This is a genomic window from Zestomonas ipomoeae (assembly GCF_057128665.1).
On record NZ_JBSKHQ010000018.1, the window covers coordinates 83,335 to 101,900 of the forward strand.

The 18,566-nt window shown below is 60.1% G+C and carries 20 protein-coding genes and 1 pseudogene; 6 read left to right on the forward strand and 15 right to left on the reverse strand.

Features of this window, described 5'->3' with window-relative positions; translation table 11 throughout:
• Positions 1-8: 8 nt before the first annotated feature.
• Positions 9-443 carry a hypothetical protein gene (locus ACWKV7_RS18230; RefSeq protein ID WP_483859121.1) on the forward strand — a complete coding sequence of 145 codons (435 nt, stop codon included), beginning with the start codon at positions 9-11 and terminating at the stop codon, positions 441-443.
• A gap of 128 nt (positions 444-571) precedes the next feature.
• Positions 572-1,033: a hypothetical protein gene (locus tag ACWKV7_RS18235; protein ID WP_483859122.1), complete on the forward strand. Its 462-nt coding sequence runs from the start codon at positions 572-574 to the stop codon at positions 1,031-1,033.
• An 858-nt stretch (positions 1,034-1,891) separates the two neighbouring features.
• Here the strand turns inward: ACWKV7_RS18235 and ACWKV7_RS18240 are convergent.
• Positions 1,892-2,164, reverse strand: a complete 273-nt coding sequence (locus ACWKV7_RS18240) for a DNA-binding protein (protein WP_483859123.1) — start codon at positions 2,162-2,164, stop codon at positions 1,892-1,894.
• Positions 2,165-2,281: 117 nt separating this feature from the next.
• Between ACWKV7_RS18240 and ACWKV7_RS18245 the strand changes: the two genes are divergently transcribed.
• Positions 2,282-2,521 (forward strand): DNA-binding protein, encoded by a 240-nt coding sequence (locus ACWKV7_RS18245; protein WP_483859124.1) that lies wholly within the window; start codon positions 2,282-2,284, stop codon positions 2,519-2,521.
• An 86-nt stretch (positions 2,522-2,607) separates the two neighbouring features.
• Complete coding sequence (locus ACWKV7_RS18250; RefSeq protein WP_483859125.1) at positions 2,608-2,997, forward strand: hypothetical protein; 390 nt, start codon at positions 2,608-2,610, stop codon at positions 2,995-2,997.
• Between the two features lie 203 nt (positions 2,998-3,200).
• On the opposite strand, the gene ACWKV7_RS18255 is transcribed toward ACWKV7_RS18250, so the two are convergent.
• From ACWKV7_RS18255 to ACWKV7_RS18305, 11 genes and pseudogenes are all read right to left on the reverse strand, one after another.
• Positions 3,201-3,863, reverse strand: a complete 663-nt coding sequence (locus ACWKV7_RS18255) for a uracil-DNA glycosylase (protein ID WP_483859126.1) — start codon at positions 3,861-3,863, stop codon at positions 3,201-3,203.
• Positions 3,842-4,978, reverse strand: a complete 1,137-nt coding sequence (locus tag ACWKV7_RS18260) for a pyrophosphatase (RefSeq protein ID WP_483859127.1) — start codon at positions 4,976-4,978, stop codon at positions 3,842-3,844. The genes ACWKV7_RS18255 and ACWKV7_RS18260 overlap by 22 nt, the downstream gene beginning before the upstream one ends.
• Positions 4,975-5,571: an Nmad2 family putative nucleotide modification protein gene (locus ACWKV7_RS18265; RefSeq protein ID WP_483859128.1), complete on the reverse strand. Its 597-nt coding sequence runs from the start codon at positions 5,569-5,571 to the stop codon at positions 4,975-4,977. The genes ACWKV7_RS18260 and ACWKV7_RS18265 overlap by 4 nt, the downstream gene beginning before the upstream one ends.
• On the reverse strand, positions 5,568-6,011 hold the full coding sequence (locus ACWKV7_RS18270; RefSeq protein WP_483859129.1) for a hypothetical protein: 444 nt from the start codon (positions 6,009-6,011) through the stop codon (positions 5,568-5,570). The genes ACWKV7_RS18265 and ACWKV7_RS18270 overlap by 4 nt, the downstream gene beginning before the upstream one ends.
• Before the next feature lie 367 nt (positions 6,012-6,378).
• Positions 6,379-6,762, reverse strand: a pseudogene (locus tag ACWKV7_RS18275) (HD-GYP domain-containing protein); the annotation flags it as partial.
• A gap of 33 nt (positions 6,763-6,795) precedes the next feature.
• Positions 6,796-7,110 carry a type II toxin-antitoxin system RelE family toxin gene (locus ACWKV7_RS18280; protein WP_483859130.1) on the reverse strand — a complete coding sequence of 105 codons (315 nt, stop codon included), beginning with the start codon at positions 7,108-7,110 and terminating at the stop codon, positions 6,796-6,798.
• Positions 7,076-7,348: a type II toxin-antitoxin system Phd/YefM family antitoxin gene (locus tag ACWKV7_RS18285; RefSeq protein WP_483859131.1), complete on the reverse strand. Its 273-nt coding sequence runs from the start codon at positions 7,346-7,348 to the stop codon at positions 7,076-7,078. The genes ACWKV7_RS18280 and ACWKV7_RS18285 overlap by 35 nt, the downstream gene beginning before the upstream one ends.
• Positions 7,349-7,585: 237 nt before the next feature.
• Positions 7,586-10,522 (reverse strand): HD domain-containing phosphohydrolase, encoded by a 2,937-nt coding sequence (locus tag ACWKV7_RS18290; protein WP_483859132.1) that lies wholly within the window; start codon positions 10,520-10,522, stop codon positions 7,586-7,588.
• 278 nt (positions 10,523-10,800) lie between these two features.
• A complete protein-coding gene (locus tag ACWKV7_RS18295; protein WP_483859133.1) occupies positions 10,801-11,712 on the reverse strand; it encodes a DMT family transporter in 912 nt (303 codons plus the stop codon).
• The gene (can, locus tag ACWKV7_RS18300; RefSeq protein ID WP_483859134.1) at positions 11,709-12,359 is read right to left on the reverse strand and encodes a carbonate dehydratase; all 651 of its coding nucleotides are present in this window, start codon (positions 12,357-12,359) and stop codon (positions 11,709-11,711) included. Before can ends, ACWKV7_RS18295 begins: the two co-directional genes overlap by 4 nt.
• A gap of 77 nt (positions 12,360-12,436) precedes the next feature.
• Positions 12,437-14,380, reverse strand: coding sequence for a bifunctional metallophosphatase/5'-nucleotidase (locus ACWKV7_RS18305; RefSeq protein ID WP_483859135.1), 1,944 nt, complete (start codon positions 14,378-14,380; stop codon positions 12,437-12,439).
• 231 nt (positions 14,381-14,611) lie between these two features.
• Here ACWKV7_RS18305 and ACWKV7_RS18310 point away from each other — a divergent pair, with 231 nt between their 5' ends.
• Positions 14,612-15,121: a phosphotransferase system, HPr-related protein gene (locus ACWKV7_RS18310; protein WP_483859136.1), complete on the forward strand. Its 510-nt coding sequence runs from the start codon at positions 14,612-14,614 to the stop codon at positions 15,119-15,121.
• A 157-nt stretch (positions 15,122-15,278) separates the two neighbouring features.
• Here ACWKV7_RS18310 and rimI read toward each other — a convergent pair whose 3' ends face one another.
• The 3 genes from rimI to ACWKV7_RS18325 are packed head-to-tail and all read right to left on the reverse strand — an operon-like array spanning position 15,279 to position 18,093.
• Positions 15,279-15,731 (reverse strand): ribosomal protein S18-alanine N-acetyltransferase, encoded by a 453-nt coding sequence (gene rimI / locus ACWKV7_RS18315; protein ID WP_483859137.1) that lies wholly within the window; start codon positions 15,729-15,731, stop codon positions 15,279-15,281.
• A gap of 35 nt (positions 15,732-15,766) precedes the next feature.
• A complete protein-coding gene (locus ACWKV7_RS18320; RefSeq protein ID WP_483859138.1) occupies positions 15,767-16,552 on the reverse strand; it encodes an energy transducer TonB in 786 nt (261 codons plus the stop codon).
• On the reverse strand, positions 16,549-18,093 hold the full coding sequence (locus tag ACWKV7_RS18325; RefSeq protein ID WP_483859139.1) for a 2-isopropylmalate synthase: 1,545 nt from the start codon (positions 18,091-18,093) through the stop codon (positions 16,549-16,551). The genes ACWKV7_RS18320 and ACWKV7_RS18325 overlap by 4 nt, the downstream gene beginning before the upstream one ends.
• A 121-nt stretch (positions 18,094-18,214) precedes the next feature.
• Between ACWKV7_RS18325 and ACWKV7_RS18330 the strand changes: the two genes are divergently transcribed.
• Positions 18,215-18,409: a hypothetical protein gene (locus tag ACWKV7_RS18330; RefSeq protein WP_483859140.1), complete on the forward strand. Its 195-nt coding sequence runs from the start codon at positions 18,215-18,217 to the stop codon at positions 18,407-18,409.
• Positions 18,410-18,566: the final 157 nt, after the last annotated feature.

Sequence of the window (18,566 nt, forward strand, 5' to 3'; positions counted from 1 at the left end):
AACAGCCCATGTCTGTAGATTATGAATTCTACTTAAGCGACGAATCACCAGAGAGCAAGATTCGCTCATGCTGCTTCGCAGAAATGTCAAAGTGCGAAGCCATGGTACGAGGAACTGCATTCCAAGGCTTGCTCTCCATAGTAATAGCGCATGAGATGCCAGAGGACTCCTTCATTCGGGAGGAGTTACCTTTCAAACCGCTTTCTAAAGTGATAGCCACGATTGATCTCGACAGATATGAGGAGAGCATTCAGGCAATGCTCACTCTAACCGCCGCCCTGATAGAAAACTGCCAGAATGCTAAGCTTTTCCTAAACAATGAAACCGCTCTGCTCAGCAAGTCCAACAACGAAACCATATTGCATTTGAACGAGACAAGTTTTTGGAACGACCACGTGGATGAAATAGCATTCCCCTATAAAATAGAACCCAGCCCCCGATAATAAAGCAGAGATTCTCCAGACCTTAGAGCATTTCCGCGCCTCGCTTCCAATTATTTACGAATAAAGACAGCCTATATCCTGAACTGGACTCCAGAGCAGGGTGAAGATTGGTACACTGGGAGCGCAACTTGACTCTTGAGAACTATAGCGAAGCCATTGATGATGGTGAAATCAAAGCCCTTTGGCGCAGAGCCATTCAGCCTGAAAACCATGATGAGTCTGCGGATGCACTCATAGATTTGAAATATGCACACCGAGAACTGGCAGAGAGACTTGCGCTTGAAATATCGCAGAGGCCAGACGAAGAGCCATATTACCAAGCCACTGCGTTCGATATATTTTATTCAATAAATCAACCTGCCGGGTTAGAAATGATAAATTCTCGCCTTGGCGAGGTGAATCTAATCATGCTTCGCTCGATGATTAGCTGCGTAACCGAGGATAGCGCGCTACTTGAGGAAGATGAAAAGCTACGGACTACGGTAAAGGCTATCAACAAGAGAATTGATGAACTAGAAGGCCATGAGGTGGAGAAAATAAAGGACACCATTGACTGGTTCAAGGAGACCTATGAGAAAGTCTTGACCTAAATCAGGTTCTCACAATTCGTCATGATCAATATCAAATCTCAGGCTGCGTCATAGACTTGGCCTGTTTTTCGAGGTAAGGGAAACGTGAATATAAGGATATTTCCTATTTTTCTGTTGGTTCTATTGCTTTCAGGCTGCGGTACCGTGATTGCACGCCTGCCTGATTCCACGCCCTATGGGTTATTGTCGGAGCGCACTTACCTTGGGAGCAAGGCGGATGTAAAACTGCTAACCCACGATTTGTACTCGGGCTACGACTACTCGAGCGTATTTTGCTGGCTTTCGATTGTTTGCCCTGTCACTACGGTCTTCTCGCTGCCAGTAGATATAGCTGTGGATACCGTATTACTCCCTTACGACCTTTACACGAAGTAAGTTGCTAATCGCGTTTTCTATTTTATTGATCGTATTCTCGCTCTACAGGTCAATAAATCGACGATGGCCACATCGTAATGCTGGCGACTGATCGTTCTCCCTGCCGGAGCGTGAACCTTTTCCGCTGCAGATTTTTGGCGTGATCAAGTGGTGGACAAGCTTCGCGTTGTCCACCCTACGCGCCTGAGACCTGTCTCGGTCAGCCAGACCGCGTAGGGTGGATGACGTTTTCATCCACCCTGGTGGTCGCTGTCCCGACTACTTGATGCCTGTCTTTAGTCGCCCCTGCCCTCCTCCGCCCCTGCCTTGTCTGTGACACCACCGCTCAGCAGAAGCCCTTCGGGAAGCACCGGGGGCCAATGGCCTTTTAGTGGGGCGCGGGGGATGGGTGGGTGTTGGGTGTGCACGGGTTGGGCGCGGGGCTGGCCGGAGCCATGCAGCAGGTAGAGCAGGCGCAGGCTGGGGCGGGGGTTTTGGGCTGCGCTACTCATTGGCGTAGTCCCCCGCGCTGAAGACCGTCTTGCCCTGGTCCAGGTCGTGGCGGATGCGTTGCAGGTTGATCAGCCGGCGGCGGCCGACCTTTACGCTGGGCAGCGTGGCCGTTTCCACCCAGCCGCGCACTACGTCCGGGGTGATGTCTTCGATGCCGAGCATTTCCGCCAGCACCGCCTGCGAGCAGAGCGGTGTGTCGCGGATATTGATGATGCGCTCTGCGCAGCCCTCTACGGTGAACCCCACTACTCCAGACTGTTCCATGCAAAGTCCCTATAATCAGCCGTTACGCGCGCCAAGCCGGCGTCCATGTACAAAGCAAGCATGTACATAGTACGCATTAGGCTATGGATGTACATAGAACATTTATGGCTTTTTTAAATGAGCGAAGGGATTACCGATAGAGGGCTTAGATTGCTGGAGATGGCCAGCATCAAAACCCTGGCTGAGGCAGGTAGCACCGACTATGTTCGTTGGCAGAACATCAAGCGCGGCAAGGCGCGGATCGGCGCCGATGAAATCGAGATTCTCGGCCGCACCTTTCCTCAATACCGTTGGTGGCTTATGACTGGCGAAGTGATGCCGGAGAAAGGCCAGATCAGCCCGGAGCATGAAACATAGAGCGCTGAGCTGCCAAGCTCAGCCATATCGGGCAACGCATCGCCGCCCTGCGCAGCCTGCCCAGTCAATAGTCGCGAGCATTCGACATGACCGAAGAACAAGAAAAGAAGTGCCACGCCATCATCCATACCCATGCGGCGGCCGTAGCGGCCGGTAACGCGGTGCCAGTGCCCGGCCTGGGCGTGGCGGCGGATATGGTGGCCATGACCTCGATGACCATGGCCCTGTGCGCCGTGTTCAACGGCAACCTGACGGAAGAAGCCGCCAAGACCCTGGCCGTTACCGCCATCAAGAACAGCATGCTCAAGCAGCCAATCAAGACGCTGACTAAGGAACTCTCCAAGTTCGTGCCCTTCCTGGGCCAAATCGTGGCGCCCACCATTTCCGTGGTGATGCTGGAATCCGCCGGCTGGATATTGGCCAAGGAACTGGAGGTCAAGTTCGCGGCCAAGCAGTTGGCTGCGCCGGAACAGTGAGCGTGGGCGATCTGAAAAGGGAGCCGTCAGCCGCTCGGCTAGAGCAGAAAATAGATTCCCTTTTCCTCATGAGCCGGTTTGCCATAATGGTAGAAACAAAGCAATTTCCTAACATTGAGCATAGGAATATACACTTGTACTATCGCCCAAGAATCGAGCAGGAACAGCCTTAGAAAAGAAAAAACATTTCTCGCCCGCCAGATTTAGAATAATTCTTTTTGAACCTTTCCGATTCGAACCCCATATAAACTAGACATTTGACCCATAAACTCTGTCTGACCACCATAACTAGGATGCCTGACTTTAACAGCAGGAATTGAAGGTGCAATTCGCGCTATAGATGAAACAGCATCATTCCCGATAGCAACAAGGCGCCTAGGTTTAATCATACTTACAAGCTCCGAGAATATCCCCTCCCCAACACGCCGCTCTTGAGTATTGTGACTTCTGTTCGAAAAAGAATTACCAGCTTCATGGGGGTGCAATGGGAAAACGTTCCACAAAAAAATATTCCCTTCAACAGAATTTAGCACATGCCATATAACCGACGCAGTTCTCTCCTTGCAAGGCTCACCTACAGTTACCCTGACGGCGTCTAGCCCCCAGCGCTTGGCGTAAGCATTTGCGTGAAGTTCATCAGTCAAAGCCAGACCTGTCCTTCGCCCTCCTCGGTATCCAAGATCACGGCCAACCCATATTGAATCAACTTCAAGTTTGACAGCCTTATTAAGCATGCCCTCTAACAAGGCGCGGCGCACTCTATCCGCTGCATTAACATCATATACACTGCAGTTTTCCGAATACGGATTAAAACAGTTAGCCGATTTTACTTCTGCGAGTCGCCTTATAAACTCTTTGGGGGACATGACTTTGACTCCAGATGCTCGAAAATAATAGAACGACTAGCTCTATCACCAATGATAACACCGCCTCCATATTCTTTTAAGTCCCGAAACACTTTATAGCCATCAAGTATAGCCTTTTCAAATAAACTATATGGGCACTGCTCTACTTCATACCCACGTACAAATTGCTTTACCGTCTTCAAAACGTCGAAGGATAAATTAGTCTGTCCTTCAAAATAGCTATTCTGCTTAGCAATCGAAAAAATCCAAGCACTAATGCCCTCCTCAATAACGATAGCTCGCCCACCGTCCTCAGACTCATCTATTTCGGGATTGCCTTTCCGCTTCAGCTTTAGGAGCGCACGAAAAACTGGAGACCAGTGCAGAATTGCTGCGTAGGACATATGGAATACGTCATGAAATCGGTAACCATCTTCTACAGCAATATTATCAGTCAGCGGATCACCAATGAACACTCCATTCTTTTTTAAATATGTACGCCCATTTGAGCGCTGAGTTACCTGAATTGTAAATTTACCCGGAAGCCTCTCATCAATATGCTCCCCATCGTCAAAAGATGGCAGCTTTGAAAATACTAATGGAGCAAAACGCCCCGTGGATTTCCTCATATTAAATTCAATAACCTCCTGAAAACTCACCCCAGAAACAGAAACAAGCACCATATATGCATTGAAGAAACCCGAAAGGTCAGAACCCTGGACCTCATCTAATCTCAAGGCAAGCAGTTTTGCAGCCTCTCCCCCCAGAGTTTTGCTAGCCTCAAGCACCGTCCCGGCCGAACTCTCAGGAACGAGGGCCAATGGATGATTTTTAATACCAGTAGGTGCTAGTTGGTAATTTTTCTCCCGCGTATAGTTGCCAGCCACACCACTAACTGAAACACCACAGCGCTGACATAGGCGACAAAAATACCAAAGTACATCCCCCAACTCTTCAATTAGAGCATAGCTACGGTCAAATGCCGCCTCACCACGCTTATCCTTCTTAGAAATAGAAAGAATGCTACCCACCTCACCAAATAAGCCAAAGGTTATTAGGTGCCCAGCATCGCCACCGAGCTTGTCCGTTTCAGCGATAACCTTTTCATAGTCAGAAAGAAAGCTTATTAAACTCATCGAAATGTCCCCAAGTGCGTCCAACGCTCAGGAATTGACAAAAAACCCTTTGGCATGCCACGACACCATGCAACAAATGATTCTACGAACCTCTGAGAAAAATCACTCTTGTGCCCTCTAGTAACCTTGAGAGCACTGAACCTAGGCGGCAGATCAATAGCACCCGCACCCCAATATGAAAAATTATTACTCACTAAGATTTGATCCGTCCAACCCGTATCACTATCTATGTTAGCTTGGATAGGAGCACCGTCCTCATGCGTATGATGAGAGTTCTCTTGATGCCAAGAACCATCATCCTTTCTATAATATATATTATCCCCCACCGCGTACTTATATGAGCGATTAAAAACCGGCTTCTTCATTTGATAATCGGGATGCTTCCAGTACTCATCAAATGACATTTTTGATGAAACCTCCATTACATAACATATTTTATTGCCGGACTCCCTCGGCGTTAGCCCAACGATATAATCTCCACTCTTCGCAGATTTTCTTATACGTGACTTACAGCACGCTAAAGTGCATACACCATGAAACGGGTTTGGAGCAAAACCATAGTCCCTAGCCACAATGTATGAATACAACTTCATTGCTTAACCCCACATTTATATCGCTTAAACGGCCGATCCTCTCGCAAAATTCCATCAGCATCTTGCCACTCCTTGATCTCGCCACAAATCGCATCGGGTAAATCTGCAACAGAAGGGATAAGGCAGTCGCCAAACTGTTCAAATTCAGCTCCTATATCCCCTCCCTTGAGCGCAATGCAAATAACTCTTACATTTAGCCTGGCAGCCTCACGCAGAGCCATATCAAGACACATATTTTGTCTATTCTCCCTAGAAGCAAAATAAGCAACCGCATCCGCTTCTTTCACAGAAGACAAAATCTCTTCATGCTGAGCACAGTCGCCCTCAAACGGCTCTTGGAAAACGATCTCCCGCAGTGCCACATTCCTTTCCTGCAGCACCTCATTTACAACATGCAATAAAGAAGTTTCATCAGGATGCAAAAGAGCAAGTGCTTTCATAAAACCTCCAGACAATAGAAATTACCCACACCTCACTCGTGAAGGCAGAGAATTCTTTAAGAATTTGAAGCTGAAAAAGGCCGGCAGGGGCACAGCGTGCGAACTAATCAATAAGCTCACACTACTTAAACTATTTGAGCTAGATTTAGGATACATCCCTGATCCCCCACAGTTTCTTCGCCACAGCTCTTGGCAACCACATGAAAGCTAGCTTGTGACTGGCTTCACGTAAATAGGAAAGATGACTACATCGCCAGCTCTTTTCTAAAAAAGCTCTGCCGCAGTGAGGTCGGAGGAGACGGTAAGCCTGTGTAATGCCCCGCTGAACCGGATAGGTCCATAGAGTGGGCTGCGCTGTCCTTATTAATCACACCGCAGTCCCCGCTCTCCCCAACACCCCCTCCTCATCCACCTCATCAATCTGCCCCTCTTGCATAAACCGCTGCGCATAGTCGCGGTACACACCCGAGCGCACGAATAGCCGAAAAAGGTCTGGGTCAATGTGATGCTCGCGGCACATGGTGGCCATGATGCCGAGGGCTTCGGAGAGGGTTTTGCCTTTTTTGTAGGGGCGGTCGACGGCGGTGAGGGCTTCGAAGATGTCGGCGATGGCCATCATGCGGGCGGGCAGGCTCATTTCTGCCTTGGTGAGGCGGCGGGGGTAACCGGTGCCGTTCTTTTTTCCGTGGTGGCCGCCGGCGATTTCCGGCACCTGCTTGAGGTGGGCGGGGAATGGCAGGCGTTCGGGCATGGGGAGGAATCAATCAGCCCCTCGTCATCCTGCCTAAAGACGACCTGCCGCACTGCCACACACCTTGCCCCGCTCCCGCTTACCTACCGCAATCACGGTGACAACCAGGCGGCTGTCGATCACTTCGTAGACCAGACGATAGCCGACGGTGCGTAGCTTGATCTTGTAGCAGTTGGGCATATCCCTCAGTTTGTCGGCCTCGACTCTGGGGTTTTCGAGGCGTTCCTTGAGCTTTTTGGCGAACTGTAGCTGGATGGTGCTGCCCAGCTTGCCCCATTCCTTGAGCGCCTGGGCGTTAAACTCCAGGGCGTACTTAGTCGGCTCCGCCGGCTTGCGCGATGAGGTCATCGATATCTACTCGTACAGTAGGTTCACCAGCTCTAGAACGTACGATTTCAGCGAGTTGCAGATCGTCGATCAGCTCGAGCATTGCTTCGTAGCGTGCGGGTGGCACGGCATAGAATGCTGGCTCGTTACGATTGAGGATCACGACCGTTTCACCGCCACCTTCTCGGATGGTGCCCATTGGGTCTTTTTTTAGTTCTGTCACTGACGCCGCAACGTTAGCCAGTACTGTGTAAGTCATCGCTCTATCCACCTGTTCTCTGCTATCCGCGCTTCTATCGTGCCTGAGCTCATTTCTACGGGCCGAACCGTCAAGCTTCGCTGAGCTAATCTGGGTTCTCTCACTGGGCCGAGCTGTCCTGATTAAGGTCTTTCTTTAATGTCGTTTGTGCGAACACGGGGTTAGCGCGCCTAGAGTAGCACTCAAAAAAGCACTCTTAAAAGCATCACTGATCCATCCAGGCCAGCCCTTTTCCAGTCACCCGTCTGCCCCCGCCCCCACCAACACTCCCTCCTCATCCACCTCATCAATCTGCCCCTCCTGCATAAACCGCTTCGCGTAGTCGCGGTACACACCCGAGCGTACGAATAACCGAAACAGGTCGGGGTCGATGTGGTGCTCGCGACACATGGTGGCCATGATGGCGAGGGCTTCGGAGAGGGTTTTGCCCTTCTTGTAGGGGCGGTCGACGGCGGTGAGGGCTTCGAAGATGTCGGCGATGGCCATCATGCGGGCGGGCAGGCTCATTTCTGCCTTGGTGAGGCGGCGGGGGTAGCCGGTGCCGTTCATTTTTTCGTGGTGGCCGCCGGCGATTTCCGGCACCTGTTTGAGGTGGGCGGGGAATGGCAGGCGTTCGAGCATGATGATGGTTTGCACGATGTGGTGGTTGATGACGTAGCGCTCTTCCGCCGTGAGGGTGCCGCGGCGCACGCTGAGGTTGTGCAGTTCGCCGCGGTTGTATTTGTGGGTCGGGGTTTCCAGCTTGAAGCCCCAAGCGTTGTCGGCGGGGATGAGTTCGAGTTCCGGGCGTTCGATGAGGTGGTCGACTCGGTCGGCCAGTAGCGGTTCCTGCACCGGCAGGCTGGGTGCGGGGGTATTGGCTTTGCGTTGGGCTTCTTCCCAGGAGATGCCGAGGCGGTCGTCGAGGGTGCGGGACCAGGTGCGTTTGGCGATCTGCTGGAGGCGTTCGAGGTCGGCGTCGGCCATGGTTTCACCGCCCTGGTTGCAGTGGGCGATGAAGGCGAATTCTTCGTCCAGTGCGGCGAGCAGGGCATTGCGGCGGGTTACCAGGACGTCGGGGTCGCCGCCGTGGGCCATGGATTTCCAGTAGTCGATCCAGGCGTCGCGCTTGAGCACTTCGAAGCGGGTGCGGATTTCGTGGATGCGGTCGTAGAGGGTTTCCAGCTTGGTGGCTTTGTCGACGACGTATTCGGGGGTGGTGACTTTGCCGCTGTCGTGCAGCCAGGCGGCGATGTGGATGGCTTCCCAGTCTTCTTCGCTCGGGCGGAAGTCGCGCAGGGCCGGGTCGTCGCTGGCTTCGGCGGCGCGGGCGAGCATCAGGGTGAGTTCCGGCACGCGTTGGCAGTGGCCGCCGGTGTAGGGGCTCTTGGCGTCGATGGCGCCGGCTAGCAGCTGGATGAAGGCGTCGAGCAGTTGTTTCTGTTTGTCCAGCAGGCGCTGGCTTTCAATGCAGAGGGCGGCGACGCCGGATACGGCTTCGATGAAGGCGATGCGTTCGGGACGCAGCATGGCCAGTTCGGCGTCGCTGCCGGTGTCGCGGTGCAGCAGCACCAGCACGCCGAGGGTTTCGCCCTGGCGGTTGTGCAGGCCGGTGCTGACGAGGTGCACGCGCGGGCTGTCGAGGGTGCGCAGCAGGCTCTTGAGCATGTCGGCCTTGTCGAAGCCGAGGGAGACCACGGCGGTCTGTTCGCCGCTGGCGGGCTGTTGCAGCCAGCGCGGCATGGCGCTGTCGTCGCGGGCGAAGGCGGGGATGCCGTGGGCGTCGAGGGAGTGCTGTTGGCCGCCGAGGAACAGGCCGTGGGGCTCCAGGCGGCCGCTGTCGGCGTCGCGCAGGTAGAGCAGGCCGCCGTCGGCTTCGCCGATATCGACGGTTTCTTGCAGGACGCGCCTGAGCAGCACGTCGAAGCGGGTTTCGGCGGAGAGGCTGTTGGTGATTTCGAAGAAGCTGGAGATGGTTTCCTTCATGTGCGCCATGGCCACGGCCAGTTGGTCGACCTCCAGCACCATGGAGCGGCCGCTGGCGGGGTGGGTGAAGTCGAAGCTGCGAATGGCTTCGGCCTCGCGCACCAGCACGCCCAGGGGGCCGGCGACCATGCGCGAGCTGAACCAGCCGAGGGGCAGGCACAGCAGCAGCGCGGTGAGGGTGACCAGGGCGCCCTGCCAGCGGATGCGGTAGGCATCGGCCAGCAGTTCGTCTTCCGGCACCAGCAGGGCCAGTTCCAGGCCCTGGGGGCCGCCTTCGGTGAGGTGGCTGCGGGCGACGACCCAGCGCCGCTTGGCCAGGGTGATGACGTCCTGGTCCCGGGCATCGGGCTTGCTGTCGAGCAGCGCCGCCAGGGCCGGGCTCAGCGAGCGCGCCGGGGCCAGCCGCGCGCCCTCGGTGACAACTTGGGCGCCGTCGGGATAGGCGATGACCAGGCCGCGCGGGTCGAACAGCACCACTTCGGTGGAGGGCGTGACCTTGTGCGCGGCCAGGGTGGCGGAGAGTTCGTCGAGGGTCAGGTCGGCGGCGATCACGGTGGTCAGCCCGGTGCGCCGGGCCAGGGTGGTGCCGACGTCTTCAGTGGAGAAGAAGACGTAGGGCTCGGTGGTGATCTGCCCGCCGTCGACGCGGGCCTGTTGGTACCAGGGGCGTTCGCGCGGGTCGTAGGCTTCCTTGAGGCGCTGGCGGCGGCTGATGAGGTTGAGCGAGCCGTCGAAGAACAGGTAGTCGGCGTCGATACCGCTGCCGTTGCGGTCGATGGACCAGACCTGGAACACCGCGCCGGACGGGGCGTCGAAGCGCGCCTGCAAGGCCTGGGTGCGCAGCGGGCGAACCATGAAGAAGTCGCCGTCGGCATAGCCCAGGTAGAGCGAGGCGAGCTTGGGGTTGTCACGCAGGGCCTGGGCGAAGGCCGGCAGCAGCGCCAGGCGGTCGTCAAGGTCATCGGCCTGGGTGCCCTCCTCCAGGGCCAGCAGGCTGAGCAGGTGGCGAATCGGCTCGTAGGTGTAGCGCAGGTCTTCGCGCACCGCGTATTGGACGCGATCGAACAGTTTGTCGCTGCTGGAGAAGATGATTTCGGTGGTCTGCCGATAGTTGAACCAGCCCAGCGCCGCCCCGGTGAGCAGCAGCAGCAAGGTGAAGAACACGCTGATGTGGACATGCAGAGGGAAACGACGGATATGGGACCGCATCGCAGACACTCCTTGGCTATGCGCTGCAGCCAAAAGGATAGAAGCAATAGGCGACGACGGCCCGGAAAGATGTGAAGCCTGTGCCTGCCTTCGCTCCGTTACGTTGAGCGAAGCGAAGCCCAACAAGGGCGCGCAGCGACCCGGCGGCGTCGATTGGCCCTGGCGGTGAGCCACGTTGGGCTTCGTCGCTGTGCTCCTCAACCGCAACCTACACGCGAGGCTGCGGGCGGGTGAACTGAGCCCAACGGGGGCGGCGTAGGAGCGGGTTTTGGGTGGCTTCAGCGCAGGCGTGGGCGGGTGGCGATGAGCAGGCCGGCGAAGATCAGGGCGCCGCCCAGCCAGTGATAGTTCTGCAGGTGCTCGCCGAGCATCAGGTAGCCCAGCAGCGCGGTGAATACCGGCATCAGGTAGTTGGAAAGCGCCGCCTTGTTGGCGCCGAGCACGCGCACGCCGTGGTTCCAGGCGAGGTAGGCGACCAGCGAGGCGAACACCGCGGTGTAGCCGATGGCGCCGAGATTGGCAGCGGTCAGGGCGAAGGTCCTGCCCTGGGCGAGGTCCCACAGGTAGAACGGCAGCAGCAGCGGCACGCCGATGGCGATCAGCAGGCCGAGCAGCGCCAGCGGCGGGATCGGGCTGAGGTAGGCGGACCAGCGTCGCAGCAGGATGGAATACAGCGCCCAGTCGGCCACCGCCAGCAGCATGATCAGGTCGCCCTGCTTGAACGACAGCGCCGCCAGGCTGGCCCAACGGCCCTGGGCGATCAGCACCAGCAGGCCGACGGCCGCGAGGAGCATGCCCCACCAGGCGTGGCGCGCCGGCCATTCCTTGAGCAGCAGGCCGGAGCCGAGAAAGATCATCAGCGGCAGGCAGGTGTTGAGCAGGGTGATGTTGACCGCTTCGGTGGTCTGCGCAGCGTTGTAGAGCAGCGAGTTGTAGCCGGCGATGCCGAGGCTGGCGACCACCAGCAGGCGCCAACCGGCATGCCGCAGCGCGCCGCGATGGCGCCACAGCGGTGCGACGATGAACGGCAGCAGCAGGACGAGTGCGGTGACCCAGCGCCAGAAGGCCAGGGTCATTGGCGGAATGTCATCGTGGAAGGCCCTGGCCACCAGGGCGTTGCCGGACCAGCAAAGCGCCGCCAGCAGCAGCCCGGCGGCCGCCAGGCCGCGGGACGAGGATTGCGGGCTCAACGGTTGTCCATGGGCCGCAGGCGGTATTGCGGCGGCAGTTGATCGAGGCCGCTGACGGTGACGTTGAGGTTCTTCCAGCGGCCGTCCTTGATGCCGTAGATGCAGCCGTGCACCGAGAGCTTCTGGCCGCGATGCCAGGCGTTCTGCACGATGGTGGTGTGGCTGACATTGGCGACCTGCTGGATCACGTTGAGTTCGCAGAGGCGGTCGACTTGGGCTTCCTCGGTGGGCAGCTGGGAGATGTGCTCGCGGTAGTCGTAGTAGAGGTCGCGGATTGAGCGCAGCCAGCCGTCGATCAGGCCGAACTGCTGGTCCTGCATGGAGGCGCGCACGCCGCCGCAGCCGTAGTGGCCGGTGACCAGGATGTGCTTCACCTTGAGCACGTCGACCGCGTACTGGATCACCGAGAGGCAGTTGAGGTCGGTGTGCAGCACCACGTTGGCGACGTTGCGGTGGACGAACAGGTCGCCGGGCAACAGGCCGACGATCTCGTTGGCCGGTACGCGGGCGTCGGAACAGCCGATCCACAGGTATTCCGGCACCTGCTGGCGGGCCAGCTTGGCGAAGAACTCCGGGTCTTCCTGGGTGATCGCCTCCGCCCAACGCTCGTTGTTGTCGAAGAGGTGCTGCAGATCGTCGTCGCTCATGCCCTGGTACTCCCTGAAAAACCGTTGCGCAGCCTATGTGGCCAGTGCCGGGTTTGACAAGCCGCAGGGCGCAGCGGTCACAGCCGTTGTCGAGCGCGGCGCAGCAAGCGGCGGGCCGGCAGGCTGAGCAGCCAGAGCAACAGGGCGGCAAGGGCGAGGAAGGCGACGCTCGCGCCCCACTGCAGCATGCCGGCGTTGCGATACAGCTCGGCGGGCTTCAGGCTCGGCTCGCGCAGCATGCGCTGTTCGGCCGCTGCGCCACTGGTGGCGATGTCGGCGAGGCCGTCGCCATCGAGGTCCGGCAGGCTGCGCACGTGGTCGAGCAGCGCCTGCCATTCCTTGTATTCCTGCACGCCGGGAGTGGCCGGGTCCATGTCGATGGTGGCCGCCTTGATGTCCGCCAGCGGACGGCCCTGGGCATCCTTGGGCACCACGTCGAGCAGTCCCTTGCTGATCTCGGGGATCAGCCAGGTGAAGCTGCCGACGTAGGTGGTGGCGCCGACGCTGAACAGCCGGGTGTCGTTCAGGTCCAGTTCGCGGTAGCCCTCGACCGGGCTGCCGAGCCAGATGCGGCTGACGCGATCGAACGGTACGCGATAGGGGTTGTAGCTGAATTTCACCCCGGAGACGCGGGGGAAGTAGTTGTCGCTGGCGCGCAGTTGGTGGGCGATCAGCAGTACTTCGAGGATGTTCTTGATTTCGCGGGCAGTGACGTAGGCCTTCATCAGCGGATAGCCCGGCGCGTCGTCCTGCTCGCCGATGCCCAGCGGGGCGACGCGGAACAGGTCGGACACCGCCTGGATGCCGGTGCGGCCCTGGATCATGTCGTCGCGAATGGTGCCGTTGCCGGTGAAGGCGACATCGCTGCCGGCGGCGTGGCGGATGGCGTCGGTGATCAGGTTGGCGAGGATCGGGTCGTCATACTCGCGGGTCAGGGTGCGGTCGACCTTGGCCAACGGCTGGTCGAAGCGGTAACCCTTGGGCGCCAGCATGCGCTGGTCGACCACCTGCTTGAAGTCTTCCACCTCGGCGGTGATCACCGGGTCGCCGGCGGTCTGGTCGTTCAGCGCGTGCAGGCGGTAGTCGACCATCTGTGGCTTGCCCTGCTCGTCCAGGCGCATGCGCAGCTCGCCCAGGTACTGGATTTCCGAGCCGGCCTGCATCACCGGGGTATGGCCGTTGACCAGTACCGGCTGCGGCAGCGCCACATGGCTATGGCCGCCGACGACGATGTCGATGCCCGGCACCTTTTCCACCAGCTCGACTTCCTCGCCGCGCCAGCTGCCGTCGGCCTGCTGGGTGACGCCCATGTGCGAGAGCAGGATCACCACGTCGACGCGCTCTTCGTCGCGCAGCTTGGCCACCATGGCCCGGGCGGTCTCCACCGGGTCGGCATAGCGCGCCGGCTTGACCATGGGGCTGACTTCGATGGCGTCGTAGCCGAGCAGGCCGAACAGGCCGAAGCGAATGCCGCCCTTCTCCACCACCTTGTACGGCAGGATGCGCCCGGCCTGCCATTGGGCTTGCAGGCTGTCGTCCTGCGTGTGCTCGGGGTCGAAGCGCAGGTTGCTGGAGAGCAGCGGCACCAACGCCGGGCCTACGGCCTTGTGCGCCGCGTTGATCATGGCGGCGAGGCCGGCGGGACGGAAATCGAATTCATGGTTGCCGAGGGTGGCGGCGTCGTAGCCCAGCTCGCTCATCAAGCGCAGCTCGCCGCCGATCTCGCGGGTGACGGTGTGGAACAGCGTGCCCATGGTGAAATCGCCGCCATCGAGCAGCAGCACCGGTTGCTCGCCAGCCGCGGCGCGGCGCTGCTCCAGCAGGGTGGCCAGGCGCGCCACGCCGCCGACGGTGCCGTCGTCGTTGGTGGTGGCCGGGGTGTATTCGTTGTTCGGGCCGAAGCCGAGCAGGCGCGACTGCCAGTCGTTGGTGTGCAGGATGGTGAAGCTGCGTTCGGCGGCGGGAGCCAGGGCCGCGGCCAGCAGGCACAGGGTAGCGAGCAGAAGACGGGACAGTCGCATCGGGAATCCTTGGGGAGCAAAAACGGCGGCGGTCGGGAATTATGCGGTAAGCACTGGTACTCGACAGTGGCCAATGGCGCCTGTGCAGGTAGCAGATCAGGTCACGCGCCACCCGGCGGACCGGTTGAATCTCCCCGGTGGCAGCCGGTCACAACCTTGAGACCGCACACATGCAGGCCAATCGCGGTATCGGCGACGCCGGTTGCAATCGACGGCCTGCCAGGAGGTTCCATGAGCAAGCACCCCTACAATCCCGATGCCCCGAGAGAAATCGACGACATTCAGGATCGCATGGGCAGTGTCGAACAGCTGGACTTCAGCGACGACCGGGACGAACGCAAGGGCCGCGCCGGAGACACCCGCCCACGCGAGGAGTATCGCGAGGCCTATCCACCGGAGCGCGTTCGCAAGGCCGGCATGACCGGCGGCGAGACGCTCACCGCCAGTGCTCATGAAGATGGCGTGACGCTCGACGACCTCAGCCCGGAAACGCTCTACGACGAAACCGGTGCCCGTTCGCCCCGCGAACTCGGCGGCGCCAGGCCGAAGGACAAGACGCTGAGCGTGGTCAAGGGCAAGGACATCGGCGCCGGCGGCGGCCTCGACGAAGCCGAACTGGGCCGCGTCGAGCCTCTGGACGGCAAGCCCTGGAGCGAAGACGGCGAGCTGGAAGACGAGCAGAATGCGCGCATGGGCTCGGAGACCGAACGCAAGGTGGATACGGTGAGGAAGAAGCCGTAGCCGTTTCCCGTAGGGGTGAATTCATTCGCCTGGCAAAGCCCCGCCAGGCGAATAAATTCGCCCCTACAGGGTGTTCTTCAATCCAGTGGTGCAGCGTAGGGCAGCTGTATAGCCCGCGTGGTCCCTGATGGCGGGCTGGATCTGCCGTGCGCTCGGTTCAGTCCAGCAGCGTGCAGGCCATCACCAGCGCATCTTCGCGCCCGCCGACCGCCGGGTAGTAGTCGCGGCGGCGGCCGACTTCGTTGAAGCCGTAGCGCTCATACAACCGATAAGCCGCCTGGTTGCTGGCGCGCACTTCGAGAAAGCACTCCCCCGCCTTCCTTTCCCGCGCCCGCTGCATCAGGTGTTCCAGCAGTCGCAGGCCGAGGCCGCGGCCCTGGCTCTCCGGCTTGACGGTGATGTTCAGCAGGTGGGCTTCATCGAGGATCACGTTGATCACGCCATGGCCGACCTGCTGGCTGCCCTCGAACATCAGCCAGCAGTCGTAGGATTTGAGGGCGTCGAGAAAGATGCCACGGGTCCAGGGGTGGCTGAAGGCGGCATATTCGATCTTCAGCACGGTTTCCAGGTCCGCCTCGGTCATCGGGCGGAACGATACGGCATCGGTCATTCGTTGCGCAGTTCCAGGGATACGTCGGGTAGCGGTTAGTCGGCAGGAGGGGTCCAGCGCAGCATGACGCGGCGCATGGCGCGCCACAGATCGGCCTTGCGCGCCGGCTCGTCCATCAGCAGTTCGAGCCCCGGCACGGCCCAGGCATTGCCCAGGCCGTCGATCTGCAACTCGCGGTTGAAGGCGTCGGCGTCCGCCTCGCCGGCAAAGCGAATGGCCGGCAGGCCGACCAGCCACAGGCAGGCGCAACCGCCCTCTTCTTCCAGACGGGCGGCGACGAAGCTCTGTACGTACTCCATGGCCGCCTGCGGACCTTGGTCGAGGCTGCCTCGGGCGAGCAACGGCCAGCGCACGGGCTCGCCGACCAGCCGCGGACTATCCGGCAGGCCAGCGGCGCGCAGCAGGTCCTTGAGCAGCAGGTAGGAGGGATCGCGACTCTGGAAGGCTTCCCCGGTGGGCAGCTCGACCAGCAGGGTGCAGGCGCCGGCACGCAGCAGTTGCAGGGCGAAGCGCGGTGGCGCGGCGACCGGCTTGGCGTCGGCGGCCGGCGCAGGTGTGTCGGCCGGCTCGGCGGCCTTGGCTTCGCCACGGGCAGCCACGACGGGGCGCGGCACCTCGACCTTCGGCCGTGGCTCGGCGGGCCGCTCCGCCGGCGCAACCGGCGCGGCGACGGGGGCGGCAGCCGGGGTTTCGACCTCCGGTTCGGGCGGTGCCAGCAGTTCCGGGCGCGAAGGCGCAGCGAACGGCAACGCCACGCGCGGCAGCCAGCTGACCACCTGCATGGCGCCCAGGTAGGCGCGGCGACGGGCTTCTTCGATCAAACGTCAGCCACCTGCGGATGCGCCTTCTGCCCGGCCTGCATGAGGTTCAGGGCATTGATGTAGGCCTTGGCCGACGCCACCAGGATGTCGGTGTCGGCGCCGTTGCCGTTGACGATGCGCCCGCCCTTCTCCAGGCGCACGGTGACTTCGCCCTGGGAATCGGTGCCACGGGTGATGGCGTTCACCGAGTAGAGCTGCAGGTTGGCTTCGGAATGGGCGATGGACTCGATCGCCTTGAAGGTGGCATCCACCGGGCCGGATCCCTGGGCAGTGGCGCTTTCTTCGCGGCCGCCGACGTTGAGGACGATCTTCGCCTCGGGGATTTCGCCGGTCTTGCTCGCCACTTCCAGGCAGACCAGGCCGAAGTGCTCGGGCACGTCCTCGGCGAGGGTATCGGAGACCAACGCCTGCAGGTCTTCGTCGAAGATCTCGTGCTTCTTGTCCGCCAGTTCCTTGAAGCGGGCGAAGGCGGCGTTCAGCTCGGCCTCGCCCGCCAGCTGGATGCCCAGCTCTTCCAGGCGAGTGCGGAAGGCGTTGCGCCCGGACAGCTTGCCCAGCGACAGCTTGTTGGTGTGCCAGCCGACCGACTGCGCCGACATGATCTCGTAGGTCTCGCGGTGCTTGAGCACGCCGTCCTGGTGGATGCCCGACTCGTGGGCGAAGGCGTTGGCACCGACGATGGCCTTGTTCGGCTGCACCGGGAAACCGGTGATGCCGGAAACCAGCCGCGAGGCGGTGAGGATGTGCGGCGTATCGATGTTGGTGTGAACGCCGAGCAGGTCCTGGCGGGTCTTGATGGCCATGACGATTTCTTCCAGCGCGGCGTTGCCGGCCCGCTCGCCGAGGCCGTTGATGGTGCACTCGACCTGGCGCGCACCGGCGGCAACGGCGGCCAGGGAGTTGGCCACGGCCAGACCGAGGTCGTTATGGCAGTGCACGGAGAACACCGCCTTGTCGGCATTTGGAATGCGTTCGAGCAACTGACGGATGGTTTCGGCGAACTGGTGCGGGATGGCGTAGCCGACGGTATCGGGGATGTTGATGGTGCGCGCGCCGGCATCGATGGCCGCCTCGATGATGCGGCAGAGGAAGTCGATTTCCGAACGGCCGGCGTCTTCGCAGGAGAACTCCACGTCGGCACACAGGCTGCGGGCCTTCTTCACCGCGCGCACGGCCTGCTCAATCACCTGATCCGGCTGCATGCGCAGCTTGTACTGCATGTGGATCGGGCTGGTGGCGATGAAGGTGTGGATACGCCCGGAGTTGGCGCCGGCCAGCGCCTCCGCGGCACGCTCGATATCGGCATCCACCGCGCGGGACAGGCTGCACACGGTGCTGTCCTTGATGCTATCGGCAATGGCCTTGACCGCCTCGAAATCACCGGGGCTGGCGATGGCGAAGCCGGCCTCGATCACGTCCACCTTCAGCCGCTCCAGCGCCTTGGCGATGCGCAGCTTCTCTTCCTTGGTCATGGAGGCGCCTGGGCTCTGCTCGCCGTCGCGCAGGGTGGTGTCGAAGATGATGACGCGGTCGTTGCTCATTCAGGACTCCTCAAGGCTCCGGCGCATGGGCGCCATGGCTCAGGCTGACGGCGCGCGCACTCCGGCGAACGCCCAATGGCGGAATTGTGGCCGGAAACGCGGCGGGCGGAAAGGGCGACGAGTGATTGGGTCGACGGAGCCGGACAAGCGCGAGACATTCGAGGTGGCGATGGGGCCGAGCCAGCCCATCGCCTGGGCCGCCACGTTGGGCTTCGCTACGCTCAACCGCAACCTACGGGAGTCGGGGCAGGTTGCGGTTGAGGAGCGCAGCGACGAAGCCCTGCACGTGGACCGCCCTCACCCGCTCATGCCGTAGCACAACCGTAGTGACCTGAAAGTCCTGGGCCCCGGCCTTCGCCGGGGAGACGGGTCTGAGAGAGCGTGGGAAGCGGACAAGCGGGTAGCAACTGGCCGACAAGCAGGCATATCACCGGGCATCCTGCCCGCTCCGTCATACCGGCGCAGGCCGGTAT

Excerpts from the sequence above, each read along its gene's own strand:
- ACWKV7_RS18230 (WP_483859121.1), top strand. The coding sequence starts at position 9 with ATGTCTGTAGATTATGAATTCTACTTAAGCGACGAATCACCAGAGAGC.
- ACWKV7_RS18240 (WP_483859123.1), bottom strand. The coding sequence starts at position 2,164 with ATGGAACAGTCTGGAGTAGTGGGGTTCACCGTAGAGGGCTGCGCAGAG.
- ACWKV7_RS18245 (WP_483859124.1), top strand. The coding sequence starts at position 2,282 with ATGAGCGAAGGGATTACCGATAGAGGGCTTAGATTGCTGGAGATGGCC.
- ACWKV7_RS18250 (WP_483859125.1), top strand. The coding sequence starts at position 2,608 with ATGACCGAAGAACAAGAAAAGAAGTGCCACGCCATCATCCATACCCAT.
- ACWKV7_RS18255 (WP_483859126.1), bottom strand. The coding sequence starts at position 3,863 with ATGTCCCCCAAAGAGTTTATAAGGCGACTCGCAGAAGTAAAATCGGCT.
- ACWKV7_RS18260 (WP_483859127.1), bottom strand. The coding sequence starts at position 4,978 with ATGAGTTTAATAAGCTTTCTTTCTGACTATGAAAAGGTTATCGCTGAA.
- ACWKV7_RS18265 (WP_483859128.1), bottom strand. The coding sequence starts at position 5,571 with ATGAAGTTGTATTCATACATTGTGGCTAGGGACTATGGTTTTGCTCCA.
- ACWKV7_RS18270 (WP_483859129.1), bottom strand. The coding sequence starts at position 6,011 with ATGAAAGCACTTGCTCTTTTGCATCCTGATGAAACTTCTTTATTGCAT.
- ACWKV7_RS18280 (WP_483859130.1), bottom strand. The coding sequence starts at position 7,110 with ATGACCTCATCGCGCAAGCCGGCGGAGCCGACTAAGTACGCCCTGGAG.
- ACWKV7_RS18285 (WP_483859131.1), bottom strand. The coding sequence starts at position 7,348 with ATGACTTACACAGTACTGGCTAACGTTGCGGCGTCAGTGACAGAACTA.
- ACWKV7_RS18290 (WP_483859132.1), bottom strand. The coding sequence starts at position 10,522 with ATGCGGTCCCATATCCGTCGTTTCCCTCTGCATGTCCACATCAGCGTG.
- can (WP_483859134.1), bottom strand. The coding sequence starts at position 12,359 with ATGAGCGACGACGATCTGCAGCACCTCTTCGACAACAACGAGCGTTGG.
- ACWKV7_RS18305 (WP_483859135.1), bottom strand. The coding sequence starts at position 14,380 with ATGCGACTGTCCCGTCTTCTGCTCGCTACCCTGTGCCTGCTGGCCGCG.
- ACWKV7_RS18310 (WP_483859136.1), top strand. The coding sequence starts at position 14,612 with ATGAGCAAGCACCCCTACAATCCCGATGCCCCGAGAGAAATCGACGAC.
- rimI (WP_483859137.1), bottom strand. The coding sequence starts at position 15,731 with ATGACCGATGCCGTATCGTTCCGCCCGATGACCGAGGCGGACCTGGAA.
- ACWKV7_RS18325 (WP_483859139.1), bottom strand. The coding sequence starts at position 18,093 with ATGAGCAACGACCGCGTCATCATCTTCGACACCACCCTGCGCGACGGC.